This is a genomic window from Phenylobacterium sp., assembly GCF_036402295.1.
Taxonomy (GTDB): Bacteria; Pseudomonadota; Alphaproteobacteria; order Caulobacterales; family Caulobacteraceae; genus Phenylobacterium.
This window is the reverse complement of the sequence record NZ_DASWTE010000164.1, coordinates 1-22,184: the sequence shown is the minus strand read 5'-3', so window position 1 is coordinate 22,184 and position 22,184 is coordinate 1. Positions and strand designations below refer to the sequence as shown.

Here is a 22,184-nt window from a genome sequence, read left to right as displayed (position 1 = left end):
GGCCGACCTGGAAGCGCACCTGGCCGCCCTTGTTGGCGTCGAAGCCGGGGTCGCGCACGCCGTCGTCCTGGCGGTAGTAACCGCCGAGGCCAACGCGGAAGCCGTTCACCACGCCGCCGACCCAGGCGTCGCCGCGCCAGTAGCCCCAGTCGCCGATCTCGGCCTTGGCCAGGCCCTCGAAGGGCTGGGTCGCCTTGCGGGTGATGAAGTTGATCGTGCCGCCGGGCGCATAGCTGGCGAAGATCGAGGAGGGGCCGCCGCGGACCACTTCCACGCGGCTCACGGTCTCGTCCATGCGGAACGAGAAGTCGGTGTTGAGGAAGCCCAGGCCGCCGTCGTGCTGCACCGGCAGGCCGTCTTCCTGTAGGGCGATGGCGGCGAAGCCCTCGATCGGGATGCCGCGGGCGCGGATGTTGGCGCCGCCGACGCCGCCCGAGGCTTCGACCCACAGGCCGGGCACGTTCTTCAGCACCTCCGCCACGCTGGGCGGGGACTGCATGCGGAGCTTCTCTTCGTTGACGACCGTGATGGCGTAGGACGCCTCGATCTTCTTCTGGCCTTCGGAGCCGGCGCGGCCGGTGACGACCAGTTCCTCGACGGTGCTTGCGTCGTCTGCGGCGTCGGCGGCATGGGCGGACGCCGCGAACGTCAGGACGGATACGGCGACGGCCGATAGCAGTGCAGCTCTCATTCTCGGGGGCCCCTCTAATGGTGGGGCCCGCTTAGGCCCCTATGTTATCGTTTACATGACAGGTCCATATCAATTCCAAGGAAAGTTGGAAAGATCATTCCATATTGGCGTCGTGTGGAAGGTCTGTGACGCGCCGGCCACAGGCGCGATTCCCCCTCCTCCTGCGGGTGAGGAGAAGGGGGATCGACGTCGCCTTACGGCGCTTCGTTCGAGAAGATGACCGTGCCGGCGGCGCCGAACATGCCGCCGACGCCCTGGCACACGCTGATCTTGGCGCCCGGCACCTGGGCGGGCGCCACGCCGCGCATCTGCCGCACGCTCTCCTGCAGCGCGTACATGCCGTACATGCCGGAGTGCATGTACGAGAGGCCGCCGCCGTTGGTGTTGAGCGGCAGCTTGCCGCCGATGGCGGTGTTGCGCTCCTTGATGAAGGCGGCCGCCTCGCCCGGCTTGCAGAAGCCCAGGTCCTCCAGGCCGTAGAGCGGCAGGTGGGCGAAGGCGTCGTAGATCATCAGGTGGTCGACGTCGGCGTGCTTGATGCCCGCCTCGTCGAACGCCTTCTTGCCCGAGATCCTGAAGGCGGTGGACGAGGTGGCGTCGTACATCTGGCTGACCAGCGGCGTCTCCACGCTCTCGCCCGTGCCCAGCACGTAGACCGGCTTGGTCGGGAAGTCCTTCGCCCGGTCGGCCGACGTCAGGATCAGAGCGCCGCCGCCGTCCGTGACGAGGCAGCACATCAGGATCCGGAACGGCCAGGCGATCATCCGCGAGTTCAGGACGTCGTCGACGCTGATCGGGTCCCTGAAGGTGGCGCGCGGGTTCTTCGCCGCCCATTCGCGCTGGATCACCGCCGGCCAGGCGAGGTCTTCCTCGGTCAGGCCGTAAGTCTTCAGGTAGCGGAGCACCGGCACGGTGAACATGCTGGGCGGGCCCACCGGGCCGTAGGGCATTTCGAACTGGCCGTTCAGGCTGGAGGGCGAGCCGCCGAAGCGGCCGCCGCCCACCCGGCTCTTGCCGGACTCGCCGTGCGTGATCAGAACGGTCTTGCAGAGCCCCTCATTGATGGCCGCGGCCGCATGGCGCACGTGCAACATGAACGAGCAGCCGCCCACGCTGGTGCCGTCGGCGTAGGTCGGCTTGATGCCCAGGTACCAGGCGAGCTCGGTGGGGCTGACGCCGGCGGTGGCGACGCCGTCGATGTCGGACGGCTTCAGGCCGCAATCGGCCATGGCGTTCAGGGCGGCGTCGGCATGCAGGCCGATCACCGACATGTCCGGAATGACGCCCATCTTGGTGGTTTCCGCGGCCCCGACGACCGCGACGGATTTCGGCTTCATGTGCGGCTTGCTCCTACTTGGCCGGCGCAAAGAGGGGCAGGCTGATGTCGTCGTTCTGCCTGGCGAACGAGACCTGGAGTGGCATGTCGAGCTTGAGCGCCTCGGGCGTCTGCGGGCAGTCGACGATGTTCGTCATCATGGTCGGGCCCTCGTCGAGCTTCACCACGGCGATGGCGTAGGGCTCGGTCCCCATGTCGGGGCGCGGCCGGTGGTTGATGACGTAGGACCACAGCACCGCCTTGCCGCTGGCCCTGTAGACCTCGACCTCGCGGTTCCCGCACTTCGGGCAGAACGGGCGCGGCGGGAAGTAGCTGTCCTGGCAGGACGTGCAGCGCTGGAGGCGCAACTCGCCCTCCTTGCAGCCGTCCCAGAAATGGCGGGTCTCCGGCGTCGGCTCCGGCAACATGCGTGGCGGCATTCTGAAATCCGTCCCTTCGAAATTTCGGTGTGTTCTCGTCCGCGAAATAGCGGGCGCCGCAGCAAAGACGAGACGGGCGCGGTTGTCACGTGCAGGATGCGGCCGATGGCCGATCCGCATGACCTCGCGAGATATGTGGACGCCCAGGACGCGGGCGGAACCTACGCCCGCGCGCTGGCCGAGCTGCGCGCCGGCCGCAAGCAGAGCCACTGGATGTGGTTCGTCTTCCCGCAGATCGCCGGCCTGGGCTTCAGCCCGATGGCGCAGCGCTACGCGATAACGTCGGTGCACGAGGCGCGCGCCTACTTGGCGCATCCGGTGCTGGGGCCGCGGCTGCGCGAGTGCGTGGCGGCGATGAACGGGCACGCGGGGCGGACGGCGCGCGAGATCCTGGGCAGCCCCGACGACATGAAATTCCGCTCGTGCCTGACCCTGTTCGCCGAGGCGACCCCGGACAACGCCGACTTCAAGGCGGCGCTGGCGAAGTATTACGGCGGGGAGGGCGACCCGGAGACGCTGCTGCGACTCTAGCGCGCTGTCAGGCGAAGTGGATACCGGTTCGCCGCCCGGACAGCGCTCCAGACCTAGACCTGGAGCGCAGTCAGTGGCGCGAAGGTGATTCCACCTTCGCTGACTGCGCTCTAGGCGTCCTGCGGCACCACCTCGCGCAGCAGGCGGGCGCGGCGGGTGGCCTCGATGTCCGGCTCGGGGGCGAGGACGATCTGGGGACGCGGGCCGGCGCGAAGCTGGGCGCGGCGCACGAGCCACGCGACGAACGCCCAGCGCGGGAGGCTGAGGGCGGGTTGGGCTGCAGCCCGGGACCGGCGCGAGGCATGGCTCATAAAGGGGGTACGTATCCGCATAGCTAGCGGACGTCGTAGTGAAGCTTATTTAATTTTGCGGCAACGTGATCACCTGCGGCCCGGACGGGCGTGCGGCCGGCGGGCGCGCGGCCGCTCGGGCCGGACGCGCGCCGCAGACCTGCTTGAGCAGCTCGGCGCCGGCCACGTTCTCCTCTTCCACGTCGATCCAGGCGCCGGGGCGCACGTCGGTCCGCACATAAGCCCCGTCCGCCGTGCGGAAGACCCTGCGGGTGATGCGGTAGCGGCCGGTTTTGCAGTCCCACTCCTGCATGGCGTCGACGCGCTCGGGCGTCGCAGCCACGGCAGGCGTCGTGGCGGCGGGAGCCTGGGCCAGCGCGGCGGGGGCGGCGAGGAGGACAATCGCGGCGGCGATCAAGAGAGGGCGCATGGCCGGATCATTAGCCTTCGGCGACGTCGAGCGACAGGCGCCCGCGCGCGAGCCGCGACGGCTCCAGCCCGAACATCTCGCGGAACGCGGCGCTGAAGTGGGCCGAGGACGAGAAGCCGGCGTCCAGCGCCGCCGTGGTCAGGCTCTCGCCGCGGGCGAAGGCGCGGGTGGCGGCGCCCATGGCGATCCACAGGCGGTAGCGACGCACGGTGACGCCGGTGGCGGCGCGGAACAGGCGGCGGAAGCGCGAGCCGGACAGGCCCGCCTGCCGGGCGAGGTCGCCGAGCGCGAGGCGGGCCGACGGGTCGGCGTGCAGGGCGTCGAGGGCCGAACGGATGCGCGGGTCCGCCTTCGTGTCGTCCACGCCGAGGCGCAGGGTGAGCTCGCGCCGCACGTCAGCCCAGTCGCGCGCGCCGTCGGCCAGGGCCTTGATCGCCGCGGCGACCGCCCCGGTCTCGGCGCCGGCGTTGAGCTCCGCCAGGTCGCGGCTGAGCGGGTCGACGTAGAGGAACGCCATCCGTCCCGTGTCCGAACGTAGATGATGCAGGGCGTCGGGGGCGATCAGCAGGGTGCGGCGGCTACGCCATGCGCTCGCCGGATCGCCGGGCGCGTCGGCGACCTCGAACGCGCCGTCGAGGCCCATGGCCAGCACGGCCACGGCGTTGCGGTGGGCCGTGAGGTTCAGGGCCGGGCCGACGTAGAGCACCCGCGCGCCCCAGGCCCACAGCCGCGCCTCGGCCGGCAGCGGCGCAGCCGCTTCCTGAAAGCGCGCGGCGGCGTCGGCGGTCATGCTGCGCGCCATGACTGCCGCCCCAAGCCTTCGCAACTTGAGCCGGCGGGCGCTGGCCGCCCTCGCCCTGATACCGATCCCGGCCTTCGCAGGAGCGCCTCCCATGCCGTCGCAGGACGATACCCGCCTCACGCTCGAACGCTACGCCGCCGCGTGGCTGAAGGGCGACCTTCCGACCCTGTCCGCGCTATACGCCGACGACATCGTCTTCACCTACCTCGGACAACATGGCCTCGCCGGCCGGCACGAAGGCAAGCCGCGGGCGCTGGCGGCGCTCGCCGAGTTCACGCGGCGCACGGGGCGCAGGCTGAAGGCGGTGACCGACGTCATGGCAGGGCCGAACCTTGGCGCGCTGGTGGTGCGCGAGGCGATGGGGCCGGACGCCGTCGAGGTCACGCGCGTGCTGGTCTACACGGTGAGGGGCGGGCTGATGCGCACCTGCACGATCTATGACGAGGACCCGGCGCTGATCGATCGGCTGGTGGGCGACAAGCCGCTCTAAGCGGCGGCCGCCTCGCCGCCGATCCGGCCGAAGGTCTGCTCGAAGGCGTGCTGGCCTGGCGCACTGAAGGCGACGATGCGGGTCCCCTCCAGGCGGCGCGCCCAGCCCAGGGCATAGATGCGGTCCAAAAGGCCGATGCCGAAGGCGCCGGCCAGATGGCTGCGGCGTACGCTCCAGTCCAGGCAGGCCTTGCACAGCGGCCGGCGGCCGGCGGTCTCGAGACAGACGCCAAAGTCGCGGGCGAAAGCGCGGCCGGCGTCGGTGATCACGAGCGAGCCCTCGCGGTCCGCGATCCGGCCCTGGGCGATCAGGGCGTCCAGCATCGCCACCCCGGCGTCGCCGGCCAGATGGTTGTAGCAGACCCGCGCGCGGCGCATGGCGGGGTCCTTCGGCCCTGGCCGCGTGCGCATGTGGCCGGCGCGGCCGGCCAGCAGGGCGAGCTGTTCCATCACCTCGGCCACATCGGCCCCGGCCAGCGCGAAATAGTTGTGGCGGCCTTCGCAGCGACGGCGGATCAGGCCGCCGGCCTCGAGCTGGGCGAGATGCGAGCTCGCGGTCTGCGGGGTCACGCCGGCCTCGCGGGCCAGCTCGCCGGCCGTCCAGGCCTGACCGCCCATGAGGGCCGAGAGCATGTTGGCCCGCGCCGGGTCGCCCAGCAGGGCGGCGATGCGGGTGATGTCGGGGCCGAGCTTCATGCGCCCACCATAGCGTCCCGCGCGCACGGATGCTTCGGGCGCGGTCGAAACATGCCGGGCGGCGCGGCGGCTAGGTGAGGGGCCTCGCGAACGGAGCCTTCCCATGACCGTCACCTGCTGCATCCGCTACGTCATCGATCCCTTCCAGAAGGCCGAGTTCGAGGCCTACGCGAAGAACTGGCTCAGCATCATCCCGGCCTGCGGCGGGGACCTGCTAGGCTACTTCCTGCCGCACGAGGGGACGAACAACGTCGCCCTCGCGATGATCTCGTTCGAGAGCCTGGCCTCCTACGAGGCCTATCGCGCGCGGCTCAGGACGGACCCGGACGGCGCGGCCAATTTCGCCATGGCGCAGGAGAAGCGGTTCATCCTCTCGGAGGAGCGCACCTGGCTGACGCCGGTGACGCCGTAGGCGTCGTCATCTAACCGCGGAAGACGCGGAAGAGCGCGGAATCGAGCACCGAGCGCGGAGGAATCCTTCCGCGCTCTTCCGCGCTTTCCGCGGTTGAATGGATGGCGCCGAAGCGCGGCTAGGACCGCAGCGTGTTCTCGGCCTTCATCGCTTCGTAGGCGCGGCGGAGGGTGGCGGCGGCTTCTTCGAGCTGGGCCTCGAAATCGGCCAGCACGCGGTCGTAGTGACCGTCCATCAGCTTGTCCTCGACGCTCAGCGCATCGACGGGTTTCGGCTTCGTCGCCGCCATGACCCAACCCCACCCTTGTTGCCCCTTATCCTGGGCGCACCGTGGTTTCCGCGCGATTTACGTGGGCGCAGATTTGGCCGAGGTTGTTTCCCGCGATCACGGAGGAACGCCATGGAACGGGTCGAGGTCGTGGAATACACCGACGCCGTCTGCTCGACGGCCTGGGGCGCCGAGCCGCTGCTGCGGCGGCTGGCCTGGCGGCACGGGCATCATCTGGCGTGGCGCAAGGTGATGGGCGGGCTCGTCGGCGACGCCTCCACGGGCAAGCCGGACTGGGACCGTGTTCGCGCGGCCGAGCCGATGCGGGCGTACTGGAAGCGCGTCTGGCATCTGACCGGCATGCCGTTCCCGAACCCGATGCACCTGATGCTGCGCTCCACCGACCCGCTGGGCCAGGCGGTGAAGGCGGCCGAACGGCAGGGACAGGACGTGGCCGACGCGGTGCTGCGGCGGTTCCGCGAGCAGATCTTCGTGTTCGGGATCGGACCGCAGACCCCCGACGAGTTCGCCGCCGCCGCGGCCGCCGTGCCGGGCCTGGACGTCGGCAAGTGGCGCGCCGATTACGACTTGCCCGAGGTGGCCGCCGCCTACCGCGCAGATTGGCAGGAGACCCGCGAGCCCAACGACTATGTGCGTAACCTGAAGCACGACAGCCCGATGAACGGCGAAGTGAAGCACTCCGAGGGACATGACCGCTATGCGCTGCCGACGGTGATATTCCGCGGCCCAGGCGGCGAGCACACGGCGGCGGGCTGGGTGCCTTACGAGGACTACGAGGCGGCGCTGGAGGCCGCGGCGCCGGGGATCACGGCCGATGCGCGGTCCGATCCGACGCCGGCCGAGGCCTTCGCCCGCTGGGGCGTGCTGACCGACAAGGAGCTGTCGTTCCTCTGCGGCGAGGGCGCGAAGCCGCCCGCAGGCGTGGTGGCGCACGAGTGGGGTGAAGGGATCGTCTACTTCACCGCCGCCGAGGCGAAGGCGCGCGGGCTGGTCGAGGCGGTGGACGCCTAGACCGGCGCCGTCGAGAGCCGCCGGCGTTCGGTCGCGGCCACCAGTTCCGTCCAGATGGCCGCCTGCCGAGCCTTGTCGCCCGCGGCTTCGGCGGCGGCATGGGCCTGGATCAGCGCGGCCCGCAGCCGATCGTTCTCGGCCTGGAGCGCGGAGATATGCAGGTCGCCGTCGCCGCCGACCTCGCCCAGCAGTGCTCGAACGGCCCGGTTCTCCTCGACCAGGATGTGGGCCTGGCGGTCCCAGATCTCGGCGGCCACACCCAGCAGGGCGGCGGAGAGGCCGAGGTCGCTGGCGCGTTCGGCCTCGGCGACGCCCGGCATGGCGTTGCGGATCATCAGGCCGGCGAGCTCGGCCAGGACGGCGGGGACCGGTGGGTTCATAGCTTGCCCATCACCTGCAGCATGGCGCGGTCCTGGGCGTTGATGAGCCACCAGGCGGGATAGATCATGATCGGCGCCCGGTTGCCGCCGCGGTTGAAGGCGGCGGCCGAGCCCACCCAGATCCCCTGGCCCTTCACGCAGTTGAAGAGGATCCACCAGTGGAGCGCCGCCGGATCGGCCTTCAGGCCCGAGGAGCGCTCCCAGATCGCTACCGCCTCGTCGGGGCTCACGAGGCCGCCGGCCTTCCCCGCGCGGCCGAAGGTCCAGATGGGCTGCAGCGACCACCCGAGGTCCTCCAGCGGGTCGCCCAGGTGGGCCATCTCCCAGTCCAGAACGCCGTGGATCTCGCCGGCGTCGTCGTAGAGGAAGTTGCCGGTCCGGAAGTCGCCGTGGACGACGGCGAGCTGTTGCGCGGGCGGCGGCGGGTTGGCGCGCAGCCAGCGGATGGCGGCGCGGGTCACCGGCAGGGGCTCGGCCTGGTCCTTGTCGATCAGGCCTTCCCAGTGGTCGAGCTCGCGCTTCCAACAGGCGTCGAGGGCGGGCGCCTCCATCCATCGCGTCAAGCCGACGGTTTCAGGATCGGCCTTGGCGATCTCGCCCAGGATCGTCCACTTCCGCTCGGCCACCTTGGGCAGCACGGCGTCGAAGGCGCCCGACAGCAGCATCTGCGGCGAGGCCTGGAAGCCACAGAGCTCCTCGGCGATGAAGAATGGGTGGTCGAGCGCTTCGTCCGCCTCTTCCAGCCACAGCATTTCCGGCACGGGCACGGCCGAGCTGCGGAAGGCGCGGTAGGCTTCGAACTCGATGCGCCGCTCGGTGTCGATCAGGCTGGCCGGCGGGTCGCGGCGCAGGATCATCTTGCGCCGGCGTTCGGCGCCGCCCTCGGTCCAGGACAGCAGGAAGCGATAGGTCTCACGGCTGGCCCCGCCGGAGATGCGCTCGAGCGCGCTGACGGCGACGCCTGTCGCGTCCGGCAGCTTCCCGGCGATGTAGGCCGCCAGCCGCGGCTCCAGCGGGTGGCCCATCAGGCCATCTTGAAGCGGATCGGCAGGCGCTTGGGGCCGTTCACGAAGAAGGCCTGGCTCATGGCCGGCTCACCGTTGATCTCGACGGACTCGAGGCGCGGGAGCAGCTCTTCCCAGAGGATCCGCATCTCCATCTTCGCCAGGTGCTGGCCCAGGCATAGGTGGGCGCCGTAGCCGAACGCCAGGTGCTTGTTGGGCTTGCGGTCGACCTGGAAGATGTCGGGGGCCTCGAAGACCTCCTCGTCGCGGTTGCCGGAGGCGTAGCAGAGCATCAGCCAGTCGCCCTGCTTCACCGCGCGGCCGCGCACCTCGGTGTCGGCGGTGGCGGTGCGCATGAAGGTCTTCACCGGAGTGGTCCAGCGGATGCTTTCGTCCACCAGGGCCGCGCACAGCGACAGGTCGGCTTTCACCTTCTTGAACTCGGCGGGGTTCTCGGCCAGCGCCCACAGCGCGCCGGCGGTCGACGAGCTGGTCGTGTCGTGTCCCGCTGTGGCGACGATGATGTAGTAGCTCATCGCCTCGAAGTCCGAGATCGGATTGCCGTCGATCTTGCTGTTGGCGATCACGCTGGCGAGGTCCTCGGTGGGGTTCTGCCGGCGCGCCTCCGACAGCCTGCGGAAGTACTCGAAGAAGTCGGTGATGACGCTGAAGTCGATCTGGCGCTCTTCCGGCGGCTTGTCGGCCTGGCGGCTGAGCTCGGGGTCGGTGGCGCCGAACAGCTCCTGGGTGAGCTTGAGCATCCTGGGTTCGTCGGTCTCGGGGACGCCCAGGATCTCCATGATCACGTGCAGCGGGTAGTGCAGGGCGACCTCGTTCACGAAGTCGCACTCGCCGCCCTTGGCCGCCATCCGCTCGACCGCGCTCCTGGCGATCACCCGGATGCGGTCCTCCAGCTTCTTGAGGTTCTGCGGCATGAACCAGGCCTGGGTCAGCGCCCGGTACTTCAGGTGGTCGGGCGCATCCATGTGGATGAGGGTGCGCAGGAGGTGCGGGCTGCCGCCCATCATTTCACGCACCTTCTTGTCCGCCACCTGGCTGGTCAGCACGGGATTGCGGTCGCCGTTGTGGAACAGGTCGTTCTGGCGGCTGATCTCCAGGATGTCGGCGTGCTTCGTCGCCACCCAGAAAGGGTCGACGCCCTCGATGTCGGCCACCCCGAACGGCTCGTTCCTGCGCAGCCAGCGATAGGTGTCGTGGATGCGCCGGTCGGCATAAGCCGCCGGGTCGGCCAGGTTGTTGGCGTGCTCCTGCGGAATGCGATGGTCGGCGGCGGTCATTACGCTCATTCGCAAAATCGCCGCCCGAGTGACGCGAGGTCACGCAGGACGACGCCTCCCGTTTGTCCTTATCGTGGGCGGAGGAGACACCTGTGCGCTGCGGCCCGCAAGCATGACCGCGCGTCAACCGGCCGGGAGAGTTCAGCGTGCTGACCAAGGGCGACGACTATCCGATCCACCAGACGCCGGAGCCGATCGCCTATGCGGGCACGGACCGGAATTTCTACGACCGCTACTTCTTCAACGCCTACGCCCAGGACGGCTCGGCATTCGTCGCCGTGGCGTTCGGGGTCTATCCCGCGCTGAACGTGGCCGACGCCCACATCGCCATCGTCAAGGACGGCAAAGAGCGCTGCCTGCACGCCAGCCGTGTGCTGGGGATGGAGCGCATGGACATCCGGGTCGGGCCGATCGCCATCGATGTCGTCGAGCCGCTGAAGGTGCTTCGGGTGACCGTGGCCGGGACCGAGGGCATCGCCGGCGAGGTCACCTTCGAGGGCCGCTCGTTCCCCATCGAGGAGCCGCGGTTCGTGCGCCGCAACGGCCCGCGCGTGTTCATGGACTACACCCGCCTCACCCAGAACGTCCGGGCCTCGGGCTGGCTGGAGGTGGACGGCGAACGGATCGAGGTCGCGGGCTGGGTCGGCACGCGTGACCGCTCGTGGGGCATCCGGCCGGTGGGCGCGCCTGACCCGCAGCCCGTGCCCGGCGCGGGCCTGCCGCAGTTCTTCTGGCAGTGGTCGCCGATCAACTTCCAGGACCGCTCGGTGTTCTTCCACGTCAACGCCGACGCCGATGGCAAGCCCTGGAACACCCGGGCGGTGATCCTGCCGGACGGCGCGGGACCCGAGGGCGGCTACCACACCGAATCTGCGACCATGGCCACCGAGCTGATCCCGGGGACCAGGCACGCGAAGTCCGGCGTGCTGACCATCCCGATGGAGCAGGGAGCGGCGACGGTGACGCTGGAGCCGGTGGGCACGTTCCTGATGCGCGGGATCGGCTACGGCGGCGAATGGCGCCACGGCGGCTTCAAGGGTGAGCTCAGCGTGGCGCGCGAGGACCTTGACTGCGCGAATTTCGACAAGACCGACATGGGCAACCTGCACATCCAGGCGATCAGCAAGTGCACGCTGTCCGTGCCGGGCCAGGCCGACCAGCAGGGGGTCGGCGTGTTCGAGCAGCTGATACTGGGACCGTACCGGCCGCTTGGCGTGTAACCTGCCCTCTCCCGCGTCGCGGAAGAGGCAGGTCCTCTAGCCGCCCATCGCCCCGGAGGAGAACACCTTCACCAGGCGCACGGCGGCCGGGAGCATCAGGGCGCCCAGCAGCGACGGGAAGATGAACAGGATCAGCGGCACGGTCAGCTTGGCCGACAGGCTGAGCGCCTTCTCCTCGGCGCGCAGCATGCGCTTGGCGCGCATGTCGGATGAGAACACGGACAGGGTCTCGCCCAGGCTGGTGCCCATCTCTTCCGCCTGCCGCAGCATGGTGGCCAGCGCGCGGGCGTCGTCGATGCCGAGGCGGTCGGCAAAGGCGGACCAGGCGTCCTTGCGGGCGCGGCCGGCGCGCAGTTCGAGCACCAGGAAGCGCAGGTGCACGGTGAGGTTCGGGTAGCGGCGCTCGAGCTCCTCGGTCACGCGGCTGACCGCGGCGTCCAGCGACAGGCCGGCCTCCACCGAAGCGACCAGCAGGTCGAGCAGGTCCGGGAAGCCGTCGGCATACTCGCGCTCGCGGGTGGTTTTGCGCTGCTTGAGCACGAACTCGGGGCCGTAGAGCGCAGCCACCGACACCGCGACGGCGATCGCGAGCGCGATGAAGTTGCCGCCCTTCTGGCCGATGACCGTGGGCAGGGTCAGCAGGACCGCGACCGTGGCGACGGCGACGGCCGCGGCCTTGATGCCCAGGAAGATGACGGGCGCCTCGCGATTGTAGAAGCCGGCCTGCATCAGCCGCGAGCGAAGGAGCGAGACCTTGGCCGGGTCGCGCACGGCGCTCTGCTGGCCCAGGCGCCGCACGGCGGCCAGCGCCTGGCCGGCCAGCACGCCGGGCCGCTTCTCGACGAGATCGGGAGAACCGCCGCCTGCGCCCGCGCTGGCCAGTCGGCTGCGGCGCATCGCGCGCACCCGGAGTTCGCCGAAGCCCAGCCAGCCGAGGCCGCCGAGGGCGCCCACCGTCAGCACCAGGCCCGCCATGTAGATGATCGTGTCGATAGGCATCGGACTACAGCCGCATGTCGATCATGCGGCGCATGATCAGGTTGCCGAGGAACACCCAGAAGCCGAGGCCGGCCAGGCCGTACTTCACCATCGGTTCGTTGATCACGTCGCCGTAGAAGTTCGGGGCGATCATCACGATGATGCCCAGGGCGATGAACGGCGCCGCGGTCAGGATCATCGCCGAGGCGCGGCCTTCCGACGACGCGGCCTTGATCTTCAGGCGCATCTTGTGGCGGTCGCGAACCGTGTTGGCGTTCAGTTTCAGGAGGCCGGTCAGGTTGCCGCCGGTCTTCTCCTGCAGGCGAACCGTGGCGGCGAAGAGGTCGACGTCGGCGTGTTGGCAGCGCTCGGCCATGCGCTCCACCGCCTGCTCCAGCGTGGCGCCGTAGGCGATCTCGTCGGCCGCCATGCCGAACTCGGTGCCGATGGGATCGCTCATCTCGCGGCCCACCAGGGCGACGGCCGCCGGAACCGGGTGGCCGGCCTCGAGCGAGCGCACGATGATGTCCAACGCCTGCGGCAGCTGGTAGCCCAGCGCGCCATTGCGCTTGTTGGCCATGTACTTGAGGAAGCCCAGCGGCAGCAGGACACCGCCCGCCAGCGCGCCGGCTACGGCCGCGATCGGCGAGCGCAGCATGATGCCCGCGCCGATCCCGAGGACCATGGCCGCGCCGACGGCGTAGGTGATCCACTTCCTCTGGTCGTACGGCAGGCCGGAGGCCACGATCAGGTTCGAGAGCCAGCGCAGCCGGTCCGAGCGGGCGCCCGCGGCGGTGAGGCCGCGCTGCTTGCGCAGCTCGATGACCAGGGCCGAGATGCCCTCGATCTTCTCGCCCACCTTCAGCCGGCGGTTCACCTGCTGCTTCTGGGTGGCGACCGTGAACAGGCCCGACAGGCCCTGGACGCCGGCGAAGACCGCGGCGCCGATCATGAGCATGACGATGAACTTGGCGTCGATTTCCATGGCTAGAGCGCCCGGGACGGATCGAAGTTGGCGGTGTCGTACGGAATGCCGCGGCGCAGCATCTCGTCGAGGCAACGGGGGCGCAGGCCCGTGGCGCGGTGATCGCCATGGACCGTGCCGTCGGCGTCGGTGTGGGTGCGGTTGAACAGGAAGATGTCCTGCATCTGCACGACGTTGCCTTCCATGCCCACGATCTCGCTGACGTGGGTGACCTTGCGCTTGCCGTCCGACAGGCGGTTCACCTGCACGACCATCCCGACGGCGCTGGCGATCTGGTAGCGCACGGCCTCGGGGCCGATGTTGAGGCCGCCCATGGCCACCATCTGCTCCAGGCGGCTGACGGCCTCGCGCGGATTGTTCGCGTGGATCGTGGCCATCGAGCCTTCGTGGCCCGTGTTCATCGCCTGCAGCATGTCGAAGGCTTCTTCGGAACGGACTTCGCCCAGGATCACCCGGTCGGGACGCATCCGCAGGGCGTTCTTCACCAGCTCCCGCTGACGGATCTCGCCCTTGCCCTCGATGTTCGGCGGGCGCGTCTCCATGCGCACCACGTGCGGCTGCTGCAGCTGCAGTTCGGCCGCGTCCTCGATGGTGATGAGGCGTTCGCCGTGGCTGATGGCGGACGAGAGAGCGTTCAGGAGCGTCGTCTTGCCCGAGCCGGTGCCGCCCGAGATCACGGTCGACACACGCGCACGCACGGCGCCGTACAGGAAGTCGGCCATCGACTGGGTCATGGCCCCGAACTCGACCAGCTTCTCGAGCGTGAGCGGCTTCTTGGAGAACTTCCGGATCGAGACTGAGCAGCCGTCGATGGCGATCGGCGGGATCGCGGCGTTCACGCGGCTGCCGTCCTGCAGGCGGGCGTCCACCATCGGCTGGCTCTCGTCGATCCGGCGGCCGACGCCGGCGACGATGCGGTTGACGATGCGCAGCAGGTGGTCGTTGTCGCGGAAGCGGATGGGCGTGAGCTCGAGCTCGCCGCGGCGCTCCACATACACCTGGAACGGGCCGTTGATCAGGATGTCGTTGATCGCGTCGTCCTTGAGCAGCGGCTCGATGGGACCCAGGCCCACCATCTCGTCGAAGATCGAGGCTCCAAGGGTCTCGAGTTCCTTGGCGTTGATCACCATGCGCTCGGCGCGGGCGAACTCGGCCACCTGTCCCAGCACCTGGCGGCGCAGCTCGGACTCCTCGAGCTTGTCCAGCTTTGCGAGGTCGAGCTCGTCGATCAGCTTGGCGTGCAGGCGCAGACGCAGGTCGAGGTTGGCGTCGCGCGGCGGCGCCTTCGCCTTGGGTTCGGATTTCGCCTCGGCCTTGGGCGCGGCGGCCGCAGGAGCGGGCGTCGGCGCCACCGCGGGTTGCGGCTGGGGCGCGGGCTGCGGGCGAGCGAGGCTGAAACGACCCATCAGGCGGCCTTTGCTGGATCACGGCGAGCGGGCTGCGAGGCCAGCCGCTCGACCAGGGTCTGAACGTCTTTGACGATCTTGGACTTGGGACGGTGCTGCGAGATCGGGCCGCCCAGGTTGGCGGAGGCGGCGGCCGCCTCCCAGTCCGAGCTGATGCCGGCCTCGGCCTTGCGCTGCAGGGCCTTCTCGGCCTCGGTCATGGACGGCGCGGGGCCGAACATGCGGCTGGCCAGACGGTTCAGCACGATGCGGGGGCGCAGGCCCGTGCCCAGGCCGTCTTCGATCTCGTCGGAATAGGCGCGCGCCGCCAGCAGGGCCGGCACGGTGAGCTCGGAGATGACCATCACCTCGTCGCAGCCCGACAGCGCGTCCAGCGTCCAGGGACGGCGATGACGCGGGATGTCGAGGATCACCCACTCGTAGCATTCGCACGCGACCTCGAGCATGCGCAGGACCGCGTCGCGGCCCACGGTGTCGAAGGCCGTGGCGTCACGCACGCTGGCGATCAGGTCCAGGCCCTTCGACACCGGGGTGACGAGCGCGTGCATCATCGAGGCGTCGATGCGGTCGGCAGCCTGGCCGAAGTCGGCGAGGCGCGTGGTCGGCGTGCAGCCCAGGTAGGCGGCCATGGCGCCGTCGGCGAGGTTCAGATCGATGAGGCAGACCGCCCGGTCCTTGCCCGACTGGGCCGCGAGCACCGAGGCGACCTCGATGGCGATGGTCGTCGCGCCTGCGCCGCCCACGGCGCCGGTGACGCCCCAGCAGCGGGACTCGCCGCCGGAGCTGGTCGGCGCGACCGTTGGCTGCGCCTCGGCCAGCAGCGCCAGCATCGCGGTCGACAGCTGCTCGGGGGTGAACGGCGCCTCCAGGATGTCGGCGGCCTCGAGGCGGAGCACGTTGCGGACCAGGCCGGCCGGGAGGTTCTCGCCCAGCATCAGGAGCGGCGGCGCATGGCGCATGGAAGACAGCGCCTTTACCGCCGCAGCCAGCGCCGGGGCGTCCCAGGCGTCGGCGTCGATCAGCACCAGGTCGTAGGCGCCGGGCGACAGGCTCTCGAGCTGGGTCGCCGAGCCCGGTTCCAGCACGGCGCCGGCGAGCGGCCCCTGCGAGAACGCGCCAAGGCCCGCGCCAAGCGCCAGTACGCGGCGGCCCTCGATCGAGACGTCGAGCGGCGAAGACTTGGGACGCGGCATGGTGCGGGTTACTCGGCCGCCGGCGGCGCGCCGGCGTCCTTGGCCTTGGGACGCGATTCGATCTTGCCGCGGAGGAAGAGGTCCTTCTCCGAGGCCGCCTTGCCCGGCAGCGACTCGATCGGCGTGACGGCGCGGTCTTCGGGCGTGGCCAGACGCGGCGTCACCAGGATCACGAGCTCGGTCTCGGACTTCCGCCACTGCGCCGAGCGGAACAGGGCGCCCAGCACCGGGATATTGCCGAGGCCCGGCGTCTGCTGGACCTGGTTGCGGTGGTTCTTCTGGTACATGCCCGCCATGGCGAAGGTGTCGCCGGGACGCAGGTCCAGGGTGGTCGAGGCGCGGCGCACGGTCAGACCCGGCACCGTGATGTCACGCAGCACGAGGGAGTTGGCCGGGTCGAGCTCGCTGACTTCCGGCTCGACCGCCATGCGGATCCAGCCGTTCTCCTTGACGGTCGGCAGGAAGTTGAGCCGCACGCCGTAGGGCCGGAACTGGATGGTGATCTGGTCCAGGCCCTGCGGCACGGGGAACGGGAATTCGCCGCCCGCGAGGAAGGTGGCCCGCTCGCCCGAGATCGCCACGATGTTGGGCTTCGCCAGCGCGCGGACGACGCCCTTGTCCTCCAGCGCCTGCAGCGTGGTCTCGATGTTGGCGGCGTTCCAGCCGCCGCTGGTGGCGATGACGCCGTGCGGCGGGGTGATCGAGCCGATCAGACCCGTACCGGTGAACACGCCGAACGAGTCGTTGAAGACCGACAGGTCGACACCGATGTCCTTCAGCGCCGAGCGGGTGACCTCGAGGATGCGGACCTCGAGGATGACCTGCTGCGAGTTCTTGACGTTCAGGCGCGAGAGCACGGCCTCGGGGGCGTACTTGTCGGCGAGGCGCTCGGCGCCGGCCTGGATCCCCGAGGTGGAGACGTCGCCGGCGAGCATCAGCATCTCGCCCAGGTTCCGCACCTGGATACGTTCACCCGGATAGGCGGCTGCGAGGTCGGTCTGCAGGCCCTCGGCGTCGTAGCCTACGCGGATGTCGATCACCTCGACCAGGCTCCCGCCGCGGCCGTAGACCAGCATGTTGGTCGAGCCGAATTCGATGCCCTGGACGTAGAACGTCGATTCCGAGGTGCCGGTGACGGTGGCGATCTCGGGCTGGGCGATGACGATCTTCGACGCCGGGCCGGGAAGCCGGAACTGCAGCGACTTGTCACGCGGCACGTGGATCGTGCGCCGCATCACGGGCTCGCTGACCATCGTCTGGGCGGCGGCCTGCGTGGCCGGGGTGAGGGCGCTGGTGGCCAGGGTCAGGCCGAGCAGCGCGCCGAACAGGGTTCGGGACATGGGGAGTGCGGCTTTCATGGGGATCAGCTCGCCGCGGTCGGCTTGACGGGGGCGGCGGCGACGGCCGGGGCCGCAGGCGCCGCGGCCACCGGCCGTGAGCGGCCTGCGCGGCCCTTGGACCGCTCGCCTTCGATGATGATGATGGCCGAGAAGGGCCGCGGCGGGCCGCTGTAGCGCGAGACCGAGGCGCGGACCGGGCCGGTCGGACGCGGGGGGCCGCCCACCAGGAAGTCGGCGGTGCGCAGTGGCCGGGCGGCGGCGATCTCAGCGTTGCCGTTGCGGCGCAGCGCCAGCGACAGGCTGCCCAGAGTCGCCGCGACCGACAGCTTCTGCGAGTCCTCGACCGTCACTTCAATGGTGGCGGTGTTGGGGCTGGCCGGCTTGTCCGAGGTCGGGTCGGCGTTCAGGTCCACGCCCAGGACGCGGGCGTTCTGGACCACGACGTAGGAGATGTAGTTGCGCTCGGAGCCGCTGGGCGTCAGGTCGCGCAGCAGCACCACGTCGACGTGGTCGCCCGGCAGCGCATGGCCGCCGACGCCCGAGGCGTCGTCGACTTTCAGCGTGTAGGCGCGCATGCCCTCGCGGATGTCGGCCGAGACGATCGGGCGCGAGCCCGGGCCGGAGATCTTTGTGGGCAGCAGCGGCTCGCGCGCCGCCATCGGCGTCAGCGCCACCGGCGCGCCGCCGCGGTCGGCGGCCAGGACCGCGGCCACCGTGGTGAAGGCGCCTTCCGGGATGACATCCTTGGGCGCCTTGATGACTGTCAGCATCGTGGGCTGCAGCTTCTCGCCATACTTGATGGCGCGCGTGGCGATGACGAGGGGCTCGCCCTGCGTCTGCGCCAGCAGCTGACCCTTGGCTTCCGCCACGTTGGGCAACATGACCTTGGCGACCACGAGGGCCCCCACGCCCAGCACGGCCGAGGCCGCGAGACTCACTATGGTTACGACGCGCATGCGCTGATCCCGCCAATAGTTCTCTTGTTATGTCGCGACGTTAACGACGGCCCTCTTGCGAGATCGCCAAGAAACAGGGTGAAGATCGGGGTAAGGTTGATGAAGAAGCGACGCTATGCGCTGGCGTCGCGGCCGCCCCTGGCCCTAGGCTCGGGATCTTCGAAAAATCGGGACGGGAGCAAGGCGATGAGGGTTCGCCGGCCATGAAAGTCAGAAGACTGGGAAACTCAGGCCTCAAGGTCAGCGTCGTGGGCCTGGGCTGCAACAACTTCGGCATGCGGATCGACGCCGACCAGACGCAGGCGGTCGTGGACGCCGCGATCGACGCCGGGATCACCCTCTTCGACACCGCCGACATCTACGGTGGGACCAAGTCGGAGGAGTTCCTCGGCAAGGCGCTGGGCAAGCGGCGGCACGAGATCGTGCTGGCCACCAAGTTCGGCATGCAGATCGGCCAGGACCCGAAGAAGCGCGGGGGCTCGCGCAAGTGGATCATGCAGGCCGTCGAGGACAGCCTGCGCCGCCTGAGCACCGACTACATCGACCTCTACCAGCACCATTCGCCCGACGCGGACACCCCGGTCGACGAGACGCTGCGGGCCCTGGATGACCTCGTGTCGCAGGGCAAGGTCCGCTACCTCGGCAACTCCAACTACACGGGCTGGCAGATCGCCGACGCCGACTGGACCGCCGCGGGCCAGACACGGTTCGTGTCGGCGCAGAACCAGTACTCGCTGCTGGAACGGGCGGTGGAGAAGGAGGTGCTGCCGGCATGCGAGCACTTCGGCCTGGGCTTCCTGCCGTTCTTCCCGCTGGCCTCGGGCCTGCTCTCGGGCAAGTACAAGCGCGGCGAGGCTCCGCCCGAAGGCACCCGGCTTGCGGCCTGGGGCGCTCGAGGCCAGGCCGCGATGAGCGACGCCAACTTCGACAAGCTCGAGGCGCTGGAGGCCTGGGCGGCCGAGCGTGGCCACACCCTCCTCGACCTCGCCTTCGCCTGGCTCCTGGGCCACGAGGTGGTGAGCTCGGTGATCGCCGGGGCCACCACGCCTGAGCAGGTGAAGACCAACGCTGCGACCGCGGAGTGGCGGCTGACGCCCGAGGAGGTCGAGGAGGTGGGGAAGTTGGTGGGGTGACCTCCCGCATGCCCCCATCGTTATCCCGCCAACAAGTCGCGGGATGGCGAACATGTAGAGGGAAGGCTTGGCCGACGGAGCGTCAGCCTGCGATGGAGCGCCTCTTACTGAGCGGGGTTTGAAATGTACGAACTGCTGAAGGGCCTCCGCGTGGTCGAGGGCTCGGCCTTCGTGGCGGCCCCGACGTGCGGGCTCTACTTGGCCCAGATGGGCGCCGAGGTGATCCGGTTCGACAACATCGGCGGCGGACCCGACTTCCGCCGCTGGCCGCTCGCGGGCAACGGCGCCAGCCTCTACTGGGAGGGCCTGAACAAGGCCAAGAAGTCGGTGGCCCTCGACCTTGGTCGCCCGGAAGGCCGCGAGATCGCCCAGCGCCTGGCCGCCGCGCCGGGCGACGACGGCGGCCTGTTCGTCACCAACTTCCCGGTCGAAGGCTTCCTCGGCTACGACAAGCTAAAGGCGTTGCGGGACGATCTGATCTGCGTCCGCGTCATGGGCTGGGCCGATGGCTCGCAGGGCATGGACTACACCATCAACTCGGCGCTGGGCCTGCCGCTGATGACCGGGCCAGTGGGCGACGAGGCCCCGGTGAACCACGTGCTGGCGGCCTGGGACCTGCTGACCGGCGCCTACTGCGCCTTCGCCATGGTCTCGGCGTTGCTCGCCCGCATGCGGGGCATGGGCGGGCGCGAGATCCGCGCCCCGCTGTCCGACATCGGCGCAGCCACGATGGCCAACCTGGGCTTCACCGCCGAGACGATGCTGACCGGCCGGCAGCGGCCGCGGATGGGCAACGACGTCTTCGGCGCCTTCGGCCGCGACTTCACGACCAAGGACGGCCAGAAACTGATGCTGCTCTGCATCACGCCCAAGCAATGGGAGAAGGCGCTGGACGTGTTGGGCATCGGCGCGGCCGTCGCCGCTGTCGAGGCCGAACTGGGTGTCTCGTTCGCCAAGGACGAGGGCCTGCGGTTCACGCATCGCGCGCGGCTCTATCCGCTGTTCGAGCGGGCGTTCGCGGCCAAGACCGCTGCCGAGCTCACGCCCGCCTTCGATGCCGGCGGCGTCACCTGGGGCAGCTACCAGACCCTGGACGTGGCGCTCGGCGACACGCGTCTCTTCAAGGACAACCCGCTGTTCGAGGCGGTGAAGCACCCCAGCGGCCTCACCTATCCCGCCCCCGGGGCGATGGGTACGATCCCGCAGGACGCCCGCGGCCCGGTCACGCCGGCGCCGAAGCTGGGCCAGCACACCGACGAGGTGCTGGCCGACGTGCTGGGGCTGACCAGCGCGGAGATCGCCAAGCTGCACGACGCGAAGGTGGTGGCCCAGGCCTGAGCCCGACCAGTGGGTGAGGGCGCTCAGTCGAGGATCTTGCCAGGATTCAGGATGCCCGTGGGGTCCAGGGCCTGCTTCAGGGTCTTCATCAGCGCGATCTCGCCGGCGTTCCGCGAGAGCGGAAGGTAGGCCTTCTTGTGCAGGCCGATCCCGTGCTCGGCCGACACCGACCCGCCGATCGCCTTCAGCGGCGCATAGACGATGTCTTCCACCGCGTGCTTCGTCTCGGGATTGCGCACGCCGGTCCAGATCAGGAGATGCAGGTTGCCGTCGCCAAGGTGGCCGAACACGTAGTTGTCGGCATCGGGCCAGCGCTTGCGGAGCTCGGCGTCGACCTCGGCGACGTAGGCCGGCATGTCACTGATCCGGAGGCTGACGTCGAAGGTGAAGGCGGGCCCCTTGCGATTCACCTGGCCGACGTCGTCGCGCAGCGCCCACATGCGGGCGCGCTCGGCCCCCGACTTGGCGATCACCGCGTCCACGATGAGTCCGTCCTCGAGGGCCTGGCCCAGCACGCGTTCGAAGCGCTCGGCGTCGGCCGCCTCGTCGCCGCCCAGGGCCTCGACGAGGACGTAGTACGGGTAGCCGCGGGCCAGCGGCGGCGTCCCTTGCGCCGGCGGTGTCGTCACCAGGTCGTAGAAGGCAGGCCACATCACCTCGAAGGCCGACAGGCCGCCGCCCAGCCCCCGATCGAGGGCCCGCAGCAGTTGCGGGATATGGTCGAACGTCTCGGTCGCGACATACGCCGTGTTCTGGCTGGTGGGCGCGCTGCGGAGCCGGAGCACCGCGCGGGTCACCACGCCCAGGGTGCCCTCCGAGCCGATGAAGAGCTGCTTCAGGTCGTAGCCGGTGTTGTTCTTCATCAGCCGGTTCATCGACGACACGATCGTGCCGTCGGCCAGCACCGCCTCCAGGCCCAGCACCATGTCGCGCATCATGCCGTAGCGGACCACGCGGTTGCCGCCGGCGTTCGTGGAGATGTTGCCGCCGATGGTGGCCGAGCCGCGGGCGCCCAGGTCCAGCGGCAGCAGCAGGCCCTCGGCCTCGGCCGCCTCGCAGGCGACCTGCAGAATGCAGCCGGCCTGGACCGTCATGGTGGCCGAGGCGGTGTCGATCTCCTCGATCCTGTTCATCCGATCGAGCGACAGCGCGATGGCCCCGTCGGCGTTGGCGCCTCCGGCCAGGCCCGTGCGACCGCCCCATGGCGTGACCGGCGCGCCATGCCTGTGCGCGATCCTGAGGACCGCCGCGACCTGTTCCGTGTTCGCCGGATAGACCACCGCCCGCGGCGAGCCCAGGCGCATCCACGCGCCCTGGGCCTTCTCGAGCGCGGCTTCGCCGGTGAAGACGGCTCCTTGAGGCAGCGCTTCGGTCAGGGCGTCGGCGACGGGATCTGCGGCGAGGACTTGGGACATGGGCCGGAAGCTTACGCGCGGCCTACCCGGCCGCCAACCGCGCCAGCACCGTTCCCTCGCTCACCTGGGCGCCCAGCTCGGCAGAGAGCTCCTCGACCGTCCCGTCGAAGGGCGCGGTCAGCGCGTGCTCCATCTTCATGGC

The 22,184-nt window shown here is 69.9% G+C and carries 26 protein-coding genes; 7 read left to right on the top strand and 19 right to left on the bottom strand.

Features of this window, described 5'->3' with window-relative positions; genetic code table 11:
- The 3 genes from VGD44_RS10450 to VGD44_RS10440 form a co-directional block, all read right to left on the bottom strand.
- Positions 1 to 691: TonB-dependent receptor plug domain-containing protein (locus tag VGD44_RS10450; protein ID WP_331086641.1), on the bottom strand; the 691-nt coding region annotated here is incomplete at its 3' end.
- A 194-nt stretch (positions 692 to 885) separates the two neighbouring features.
- A complete protein-coding gene (locus VGD44_RS10445; RefSeq protein ID WP_331086639.1) occupies positions 886 to 2,028 on the bottom strand; it encodes a thiolase C-terminal domain-containing protein in 1,143 nt (380 codons plus the stop codon).
- A 13-nt stretch (positions 2,029 to 2,041) separates the two neighbouring features.
- A complete protein-coding gene (locus VGD44_RS10440) occupies positions 2,042 to 2,446 on the bottom strand; it encodes a Zn-ribbon domain-containing OB-fold protein (protein ID WP_331086637.1) in 405 nt (134 codons plus the stop codon).
- A gap of 105 nt (positions 2,447 to 2,551) precedes the next feature.
- Between VGD44_RS10440 and VGD44_RS10435 the strand changes: the two genes are divergently transcribed.
- Positions 2,552 to 2,977 (top strand): DUF1810 domain-containing protein, encoded by a 426-nt coding sequence (locus tag VGD44_RS10435; protein WP_331086635.1) that lies wholly within the window; start codon positions 2,552 to 2,554, stop codon positions 2,975 to 2,977.
- Positions 2,978 to 3,087: 110 nt separating this feature from the next.
- Here the strand turns inward: VGD44_RS10435 and VGD44_RS10430 are convergent, their stop codons facing one another.
- The 3 genes from VGD44_RS10430 to VGD44_RS10420 are packed head-to-tail and all read right to left on the bottom strand — an operon-like array spanning position 3,088 to position 4,499.
- Positions 3,088 to 3,288 carry a hypothetical protein gene (locus VGD44_RS10430; protein WP_331086633.1) on the bottom strand — a complete coding sequence of 67 codons (201 nt, stop codon included), beginning with the start codon at positions 3,286 to 3,288 and terminating at the stop codon, positions 3,088 to 3,090.
- Between the two features lie 49 nt (positions 3,289 to 3,337).
- A complete protein-coding gene (locus VGD44_RS10425) occupies positions 3,338 to 3,697 on the bottom strand; it encodes a hypothetical protein (protein ID WP_331086631.1) in 360 nt (119 codons plus the stop codon).
- Positions 3,698 to 3,707: 10 nt separating this feature from the next.
- A complete protein-coding gene (locus VGD44_RS10420) occupies positions 3,708 to 4,499 on the bottom strand; it encodes an AraC family transcriptional regulator (RefSeq protein ID WP_331086629.1) in 792 nt (263 codons plus the stop codon).
- A 91-nt stretch (positions 4,500 to 4,590) separates the two neighbouring features.
- Here VGD44_RS10420 and VGD44_RS10415 point away from each other — a divergent pair, with 91 nt between their 5' ends.
- The gene (locus VGD44_RS10415) at positions 4,591 to 4,989 is read left to right on the top strand and encodes a nuclear transport factor 2 family protein (protein ID WP_331086627.1); all 399 of its coding nucleotides are present in this window, start codon (positions 4,591 to 4,593) and stop codon (positions 4,987 to 4,989) included.
- On the opposite strand, the gene VGD44_RS10410 is transcribed toward VGD44_RS10415, so the two are convergent.
- Positions 4,986 to 5,684: a winged helix-turn-helix domain-containing protein gene (locus VGD44_RS10410; protein WP_331086625.1), complete on the bottom strand. Its 699-nt coding sequence runs from the start codon at positions 5,682 to 5,684 to the stop codon at positions 4,986 to 4,988. The genes VGD44_RS10415 and VGD44_RS10410 overlap by 4 nt on opposite strands.
- Before the next feature lie 103 nt (positions 5,685 to 5,787).
- On the opposite strand from VGD44_RS10410, the gene VGD44_RS10405 reads away from it, so the two are divergent.
- A complete protein-coding gene (locus VGD44_RS10405; RefSeq protein WP_331086623.1) occupies positions 5,788 to 6,096 on the top strand; it encodes an NIPSNAP family protein in 309 nt (102 codons plus the stop codon).
- 118 nt (positions 6,097 to 6,214) lie between these two features.
- Here VGD44_RS10405 and VGD44_RS10400 read toward each other — a convergent pair whose 3' ends face one another.
- Positions 6,215 to 6,385 (bottom strand): hypothetical protein, encoded by a 171-nt coding sequence (locus VGD44_RS10400; protein ID WP_331086621.1) that lies wholly within the window; start codon positions 6,383 to 6,385, stop codon positions 6,215 to 6,217.
- Between the two features lie 111 nt (positions 6,386 to 6,496).
- Between VGD44_RS10400 and VGD44_RS10395 the strand changes: the two genes are divergently transcribed.
- Entirely contained in the window at positions 6,497 to 7,396 is a 900-nt protein-coding gene (locus VGD44_RS10395; protein ID WP_331086619.1) for a DsbA family protein, read from the top strand.
- Here VGD44_RS10395 and VGD44_RS10390 read toward each other — a convergent pair.
- The 3 genes from VGD44_RS10390 to VGD44_RS10380 are packed head-to-tail and all read right to left on the bottom strand — an operon-like array spanning position 7,393 to position 10,087.
- Positions 7,393 to 7,776 (bottom strand): hypothetical protein, encoded by a 384-nt coding sequence (locus VGD44_RS10390; RefSeq protein WP_331086617.1) that lies wholly within the window; start codon positions 7,774 to 7,776, stop codon positions 7,393 to 7,395. The genes VGD44_RS10395 and VGD44_RS10390 overlap by 4 nt on opposite strands.
- Entirely contained in the window at positions 7,773 to 8,801 is a 1,029-nt protein-coding gene (locus VGD44_RS10385; protein ID WP_331086615.1) for a phosphotransferase family protein, read from the bottom strand. The genes VGD44_RS10390 and VGD44_RS10385 overlap by 4 nt, the downstream gene beginning before the upstream one ends.
- Positions 8,801 to 10,087: a cytochrome P450 gene (locus VGD44_RS10380; protein WP_331086613.1), complete on the bottom strand. Its 1,287-nt coding sequence runs from the start codon at positions 10,085 to 10,087 to the stop codon at positions 8,801 to 8,803. The genes VGD44_RS10385 and VGD44_RS10380 overlap by 1 nt, the downstream gene beginning before the upstream one ends.
- 137 nt (positions 10,088 to 10,224) lie before the next feature.
- Here VGD44_RS10380 and VGD44_RS10375 point away from each other — a divergent pair, with 137 nt between their 5' ends.
- The gene (locus VGD44_RS10375; protein ID WP_331086611.1) at positions 10,225 to 11,298 is read left to right on the top strand and encodes a hypothetical protein; all 1,074 of its coding nucleotides are present in this window, start codon (positions 10,225 to 10,227) and stop codon (positions 11,296 to 11,298) included.
- A gap of 36 nt (positions 11,299 to 11,334) precedes the next feature.
- Here the strand turns inward: VGD44_RS10375 and VGD44_RS10370 are convergent, their stop codons facing one another.
- Genes VGD44_RS10370 through cpaB form a run of 6 tightly spaced genes read right to left on the bottom strand, consistent with a single transcriptional unit; the run spans position 11,335 to position 18,156 of the window.
- Entirely contained in the window at positions 11,335 to 12,297 is a 963-nt protein-coding gene (locus tag VGD44_RS10370) for a type II secretion system F family protein (protein WP_331086609.1), read from the bottom strand.
- A 4-nt stretch (positions 12,298 to 12,301) separates the two neighbouring features.
- Positions 12,302 to 13,261 (bottom strand): type II secretion system F family protein, encoded by a 960-nt coding sequence (locus VGD44_RS10365; protein WP_331086607.1) that lies wholly within the window; start codon positions 13,259 to 13,261, stop codon positions 12,302 to 12,304.
- A gap of 2 nt (positions 13,262 to 13,263) precedes the next feature.
- Positions 13,264 to 14,667: a CpaF family protein gene (locus tag VGD44_RS10360; RefSeq protein ID WP_331086605.1), complete on the bottom strand. Its 1,404-nt coding sequence runs from the start codon at positions 14,665 to 14,667 to the stop codon at positions 13,264 to 13,266.
- Complete coding sequence (locus tag VGD44_RS10355) at positions 14,667 to 15,860, bottom strand: AAA family ATPase (protein WP_331086603.1); 1,194 nt, start codon at positions 15,858 to 15,860, stop codon at positions 14,667 to 14,669. Before VGD44_RS10355 ends, VGD44_RS10360 begins: the two co-directional genes overlap by 1 nt.
- 8 nt (positions 15,861 to 15,868) lie before the next feature.
- The gene (locus VGD44_RS10350) at positions 15,869 to 17,218 is read right to left on the bottom strand and encodes a type II and III secretion system protein family protein (RefSeq protein WP_331086601.1); all 1,350 of its coding nucleotides are present in this window, start codon (positions 17,216 to 17,218) and stop codon (positions 15,869 to 15,871) included.
- Between the two features lie 5 nt (positions 17,219 to 17,223).
- Positions 17,224 to 18,156: a Flp pilus assembly protein CpaB gene (gene cpaB, locus VGD44_RS10345; protein WP_331086599.1), complete on the bottom strand. Its 933-nt coding sequence runs from the start codon at positions 18,154 to 18,156 to the stop codon at positions 17,224 to 17,226.
- A gap of 203 nt (positions 18,157 to 18,359) precedes the next feature.
- Here cpaB and VGD44_RS10340 point away from each other — a divergent pair, with 203 nt between their 5' ends.
- Positions 18,360 to 19,289, top strand: a complete 930-nt coding sequence (locus tag VGD44_RS10340) for an aldo/keto reductase (RefSeq protein WP_331086597.1) — start codon at positions 18,360 to 18,362, stop codon at positions 19,287 to 19,289.
- A 123-nt stretch (positions 19,290 to 19,412) separates the two neighbouring features.
- Entirely contained in the window at positions 19,413 to 20,627 is a 1,215-nt protein-coding gene (locus VGD44_RS10335; protein ID WP_331086595.1) for a CoA transferase, read from the top strand.
- A gap of 23 nt (positions 20,628 to 20,650) precedes the next feature.
- On the opposite strand, the gene VGD44_RS10330 is transcribed toward VGD44_RS10335, so the two are convergent.
- Together VGD44_RS10330 and VGD44_RS10325 are read right to left on the bottom strand one after the other, a co-directional pair.
- Positions 20,651 to 22,042, bottom strand: a complete 1,392-nt coding sequence (locus VGD44_RS10330) for an FAD-binding oxidoreductase (RefSeq protein WP_331086593.1) — start codon at positions 22,040 to 22,042, stop codon at positions 20,651 to 20,653.
- Between the two features lie 22 nt (positions 22,043 to 22,064).
- Positions 22,065 to 22,184 (bottom strand): acetyl-CoA carboxylase biotin carboxyl carrier protein subunit (locus VGD44_RS10325; protein ID WP_331086643.1); only part of this gene is annotated, 120 nt, incomplete at its 5' end.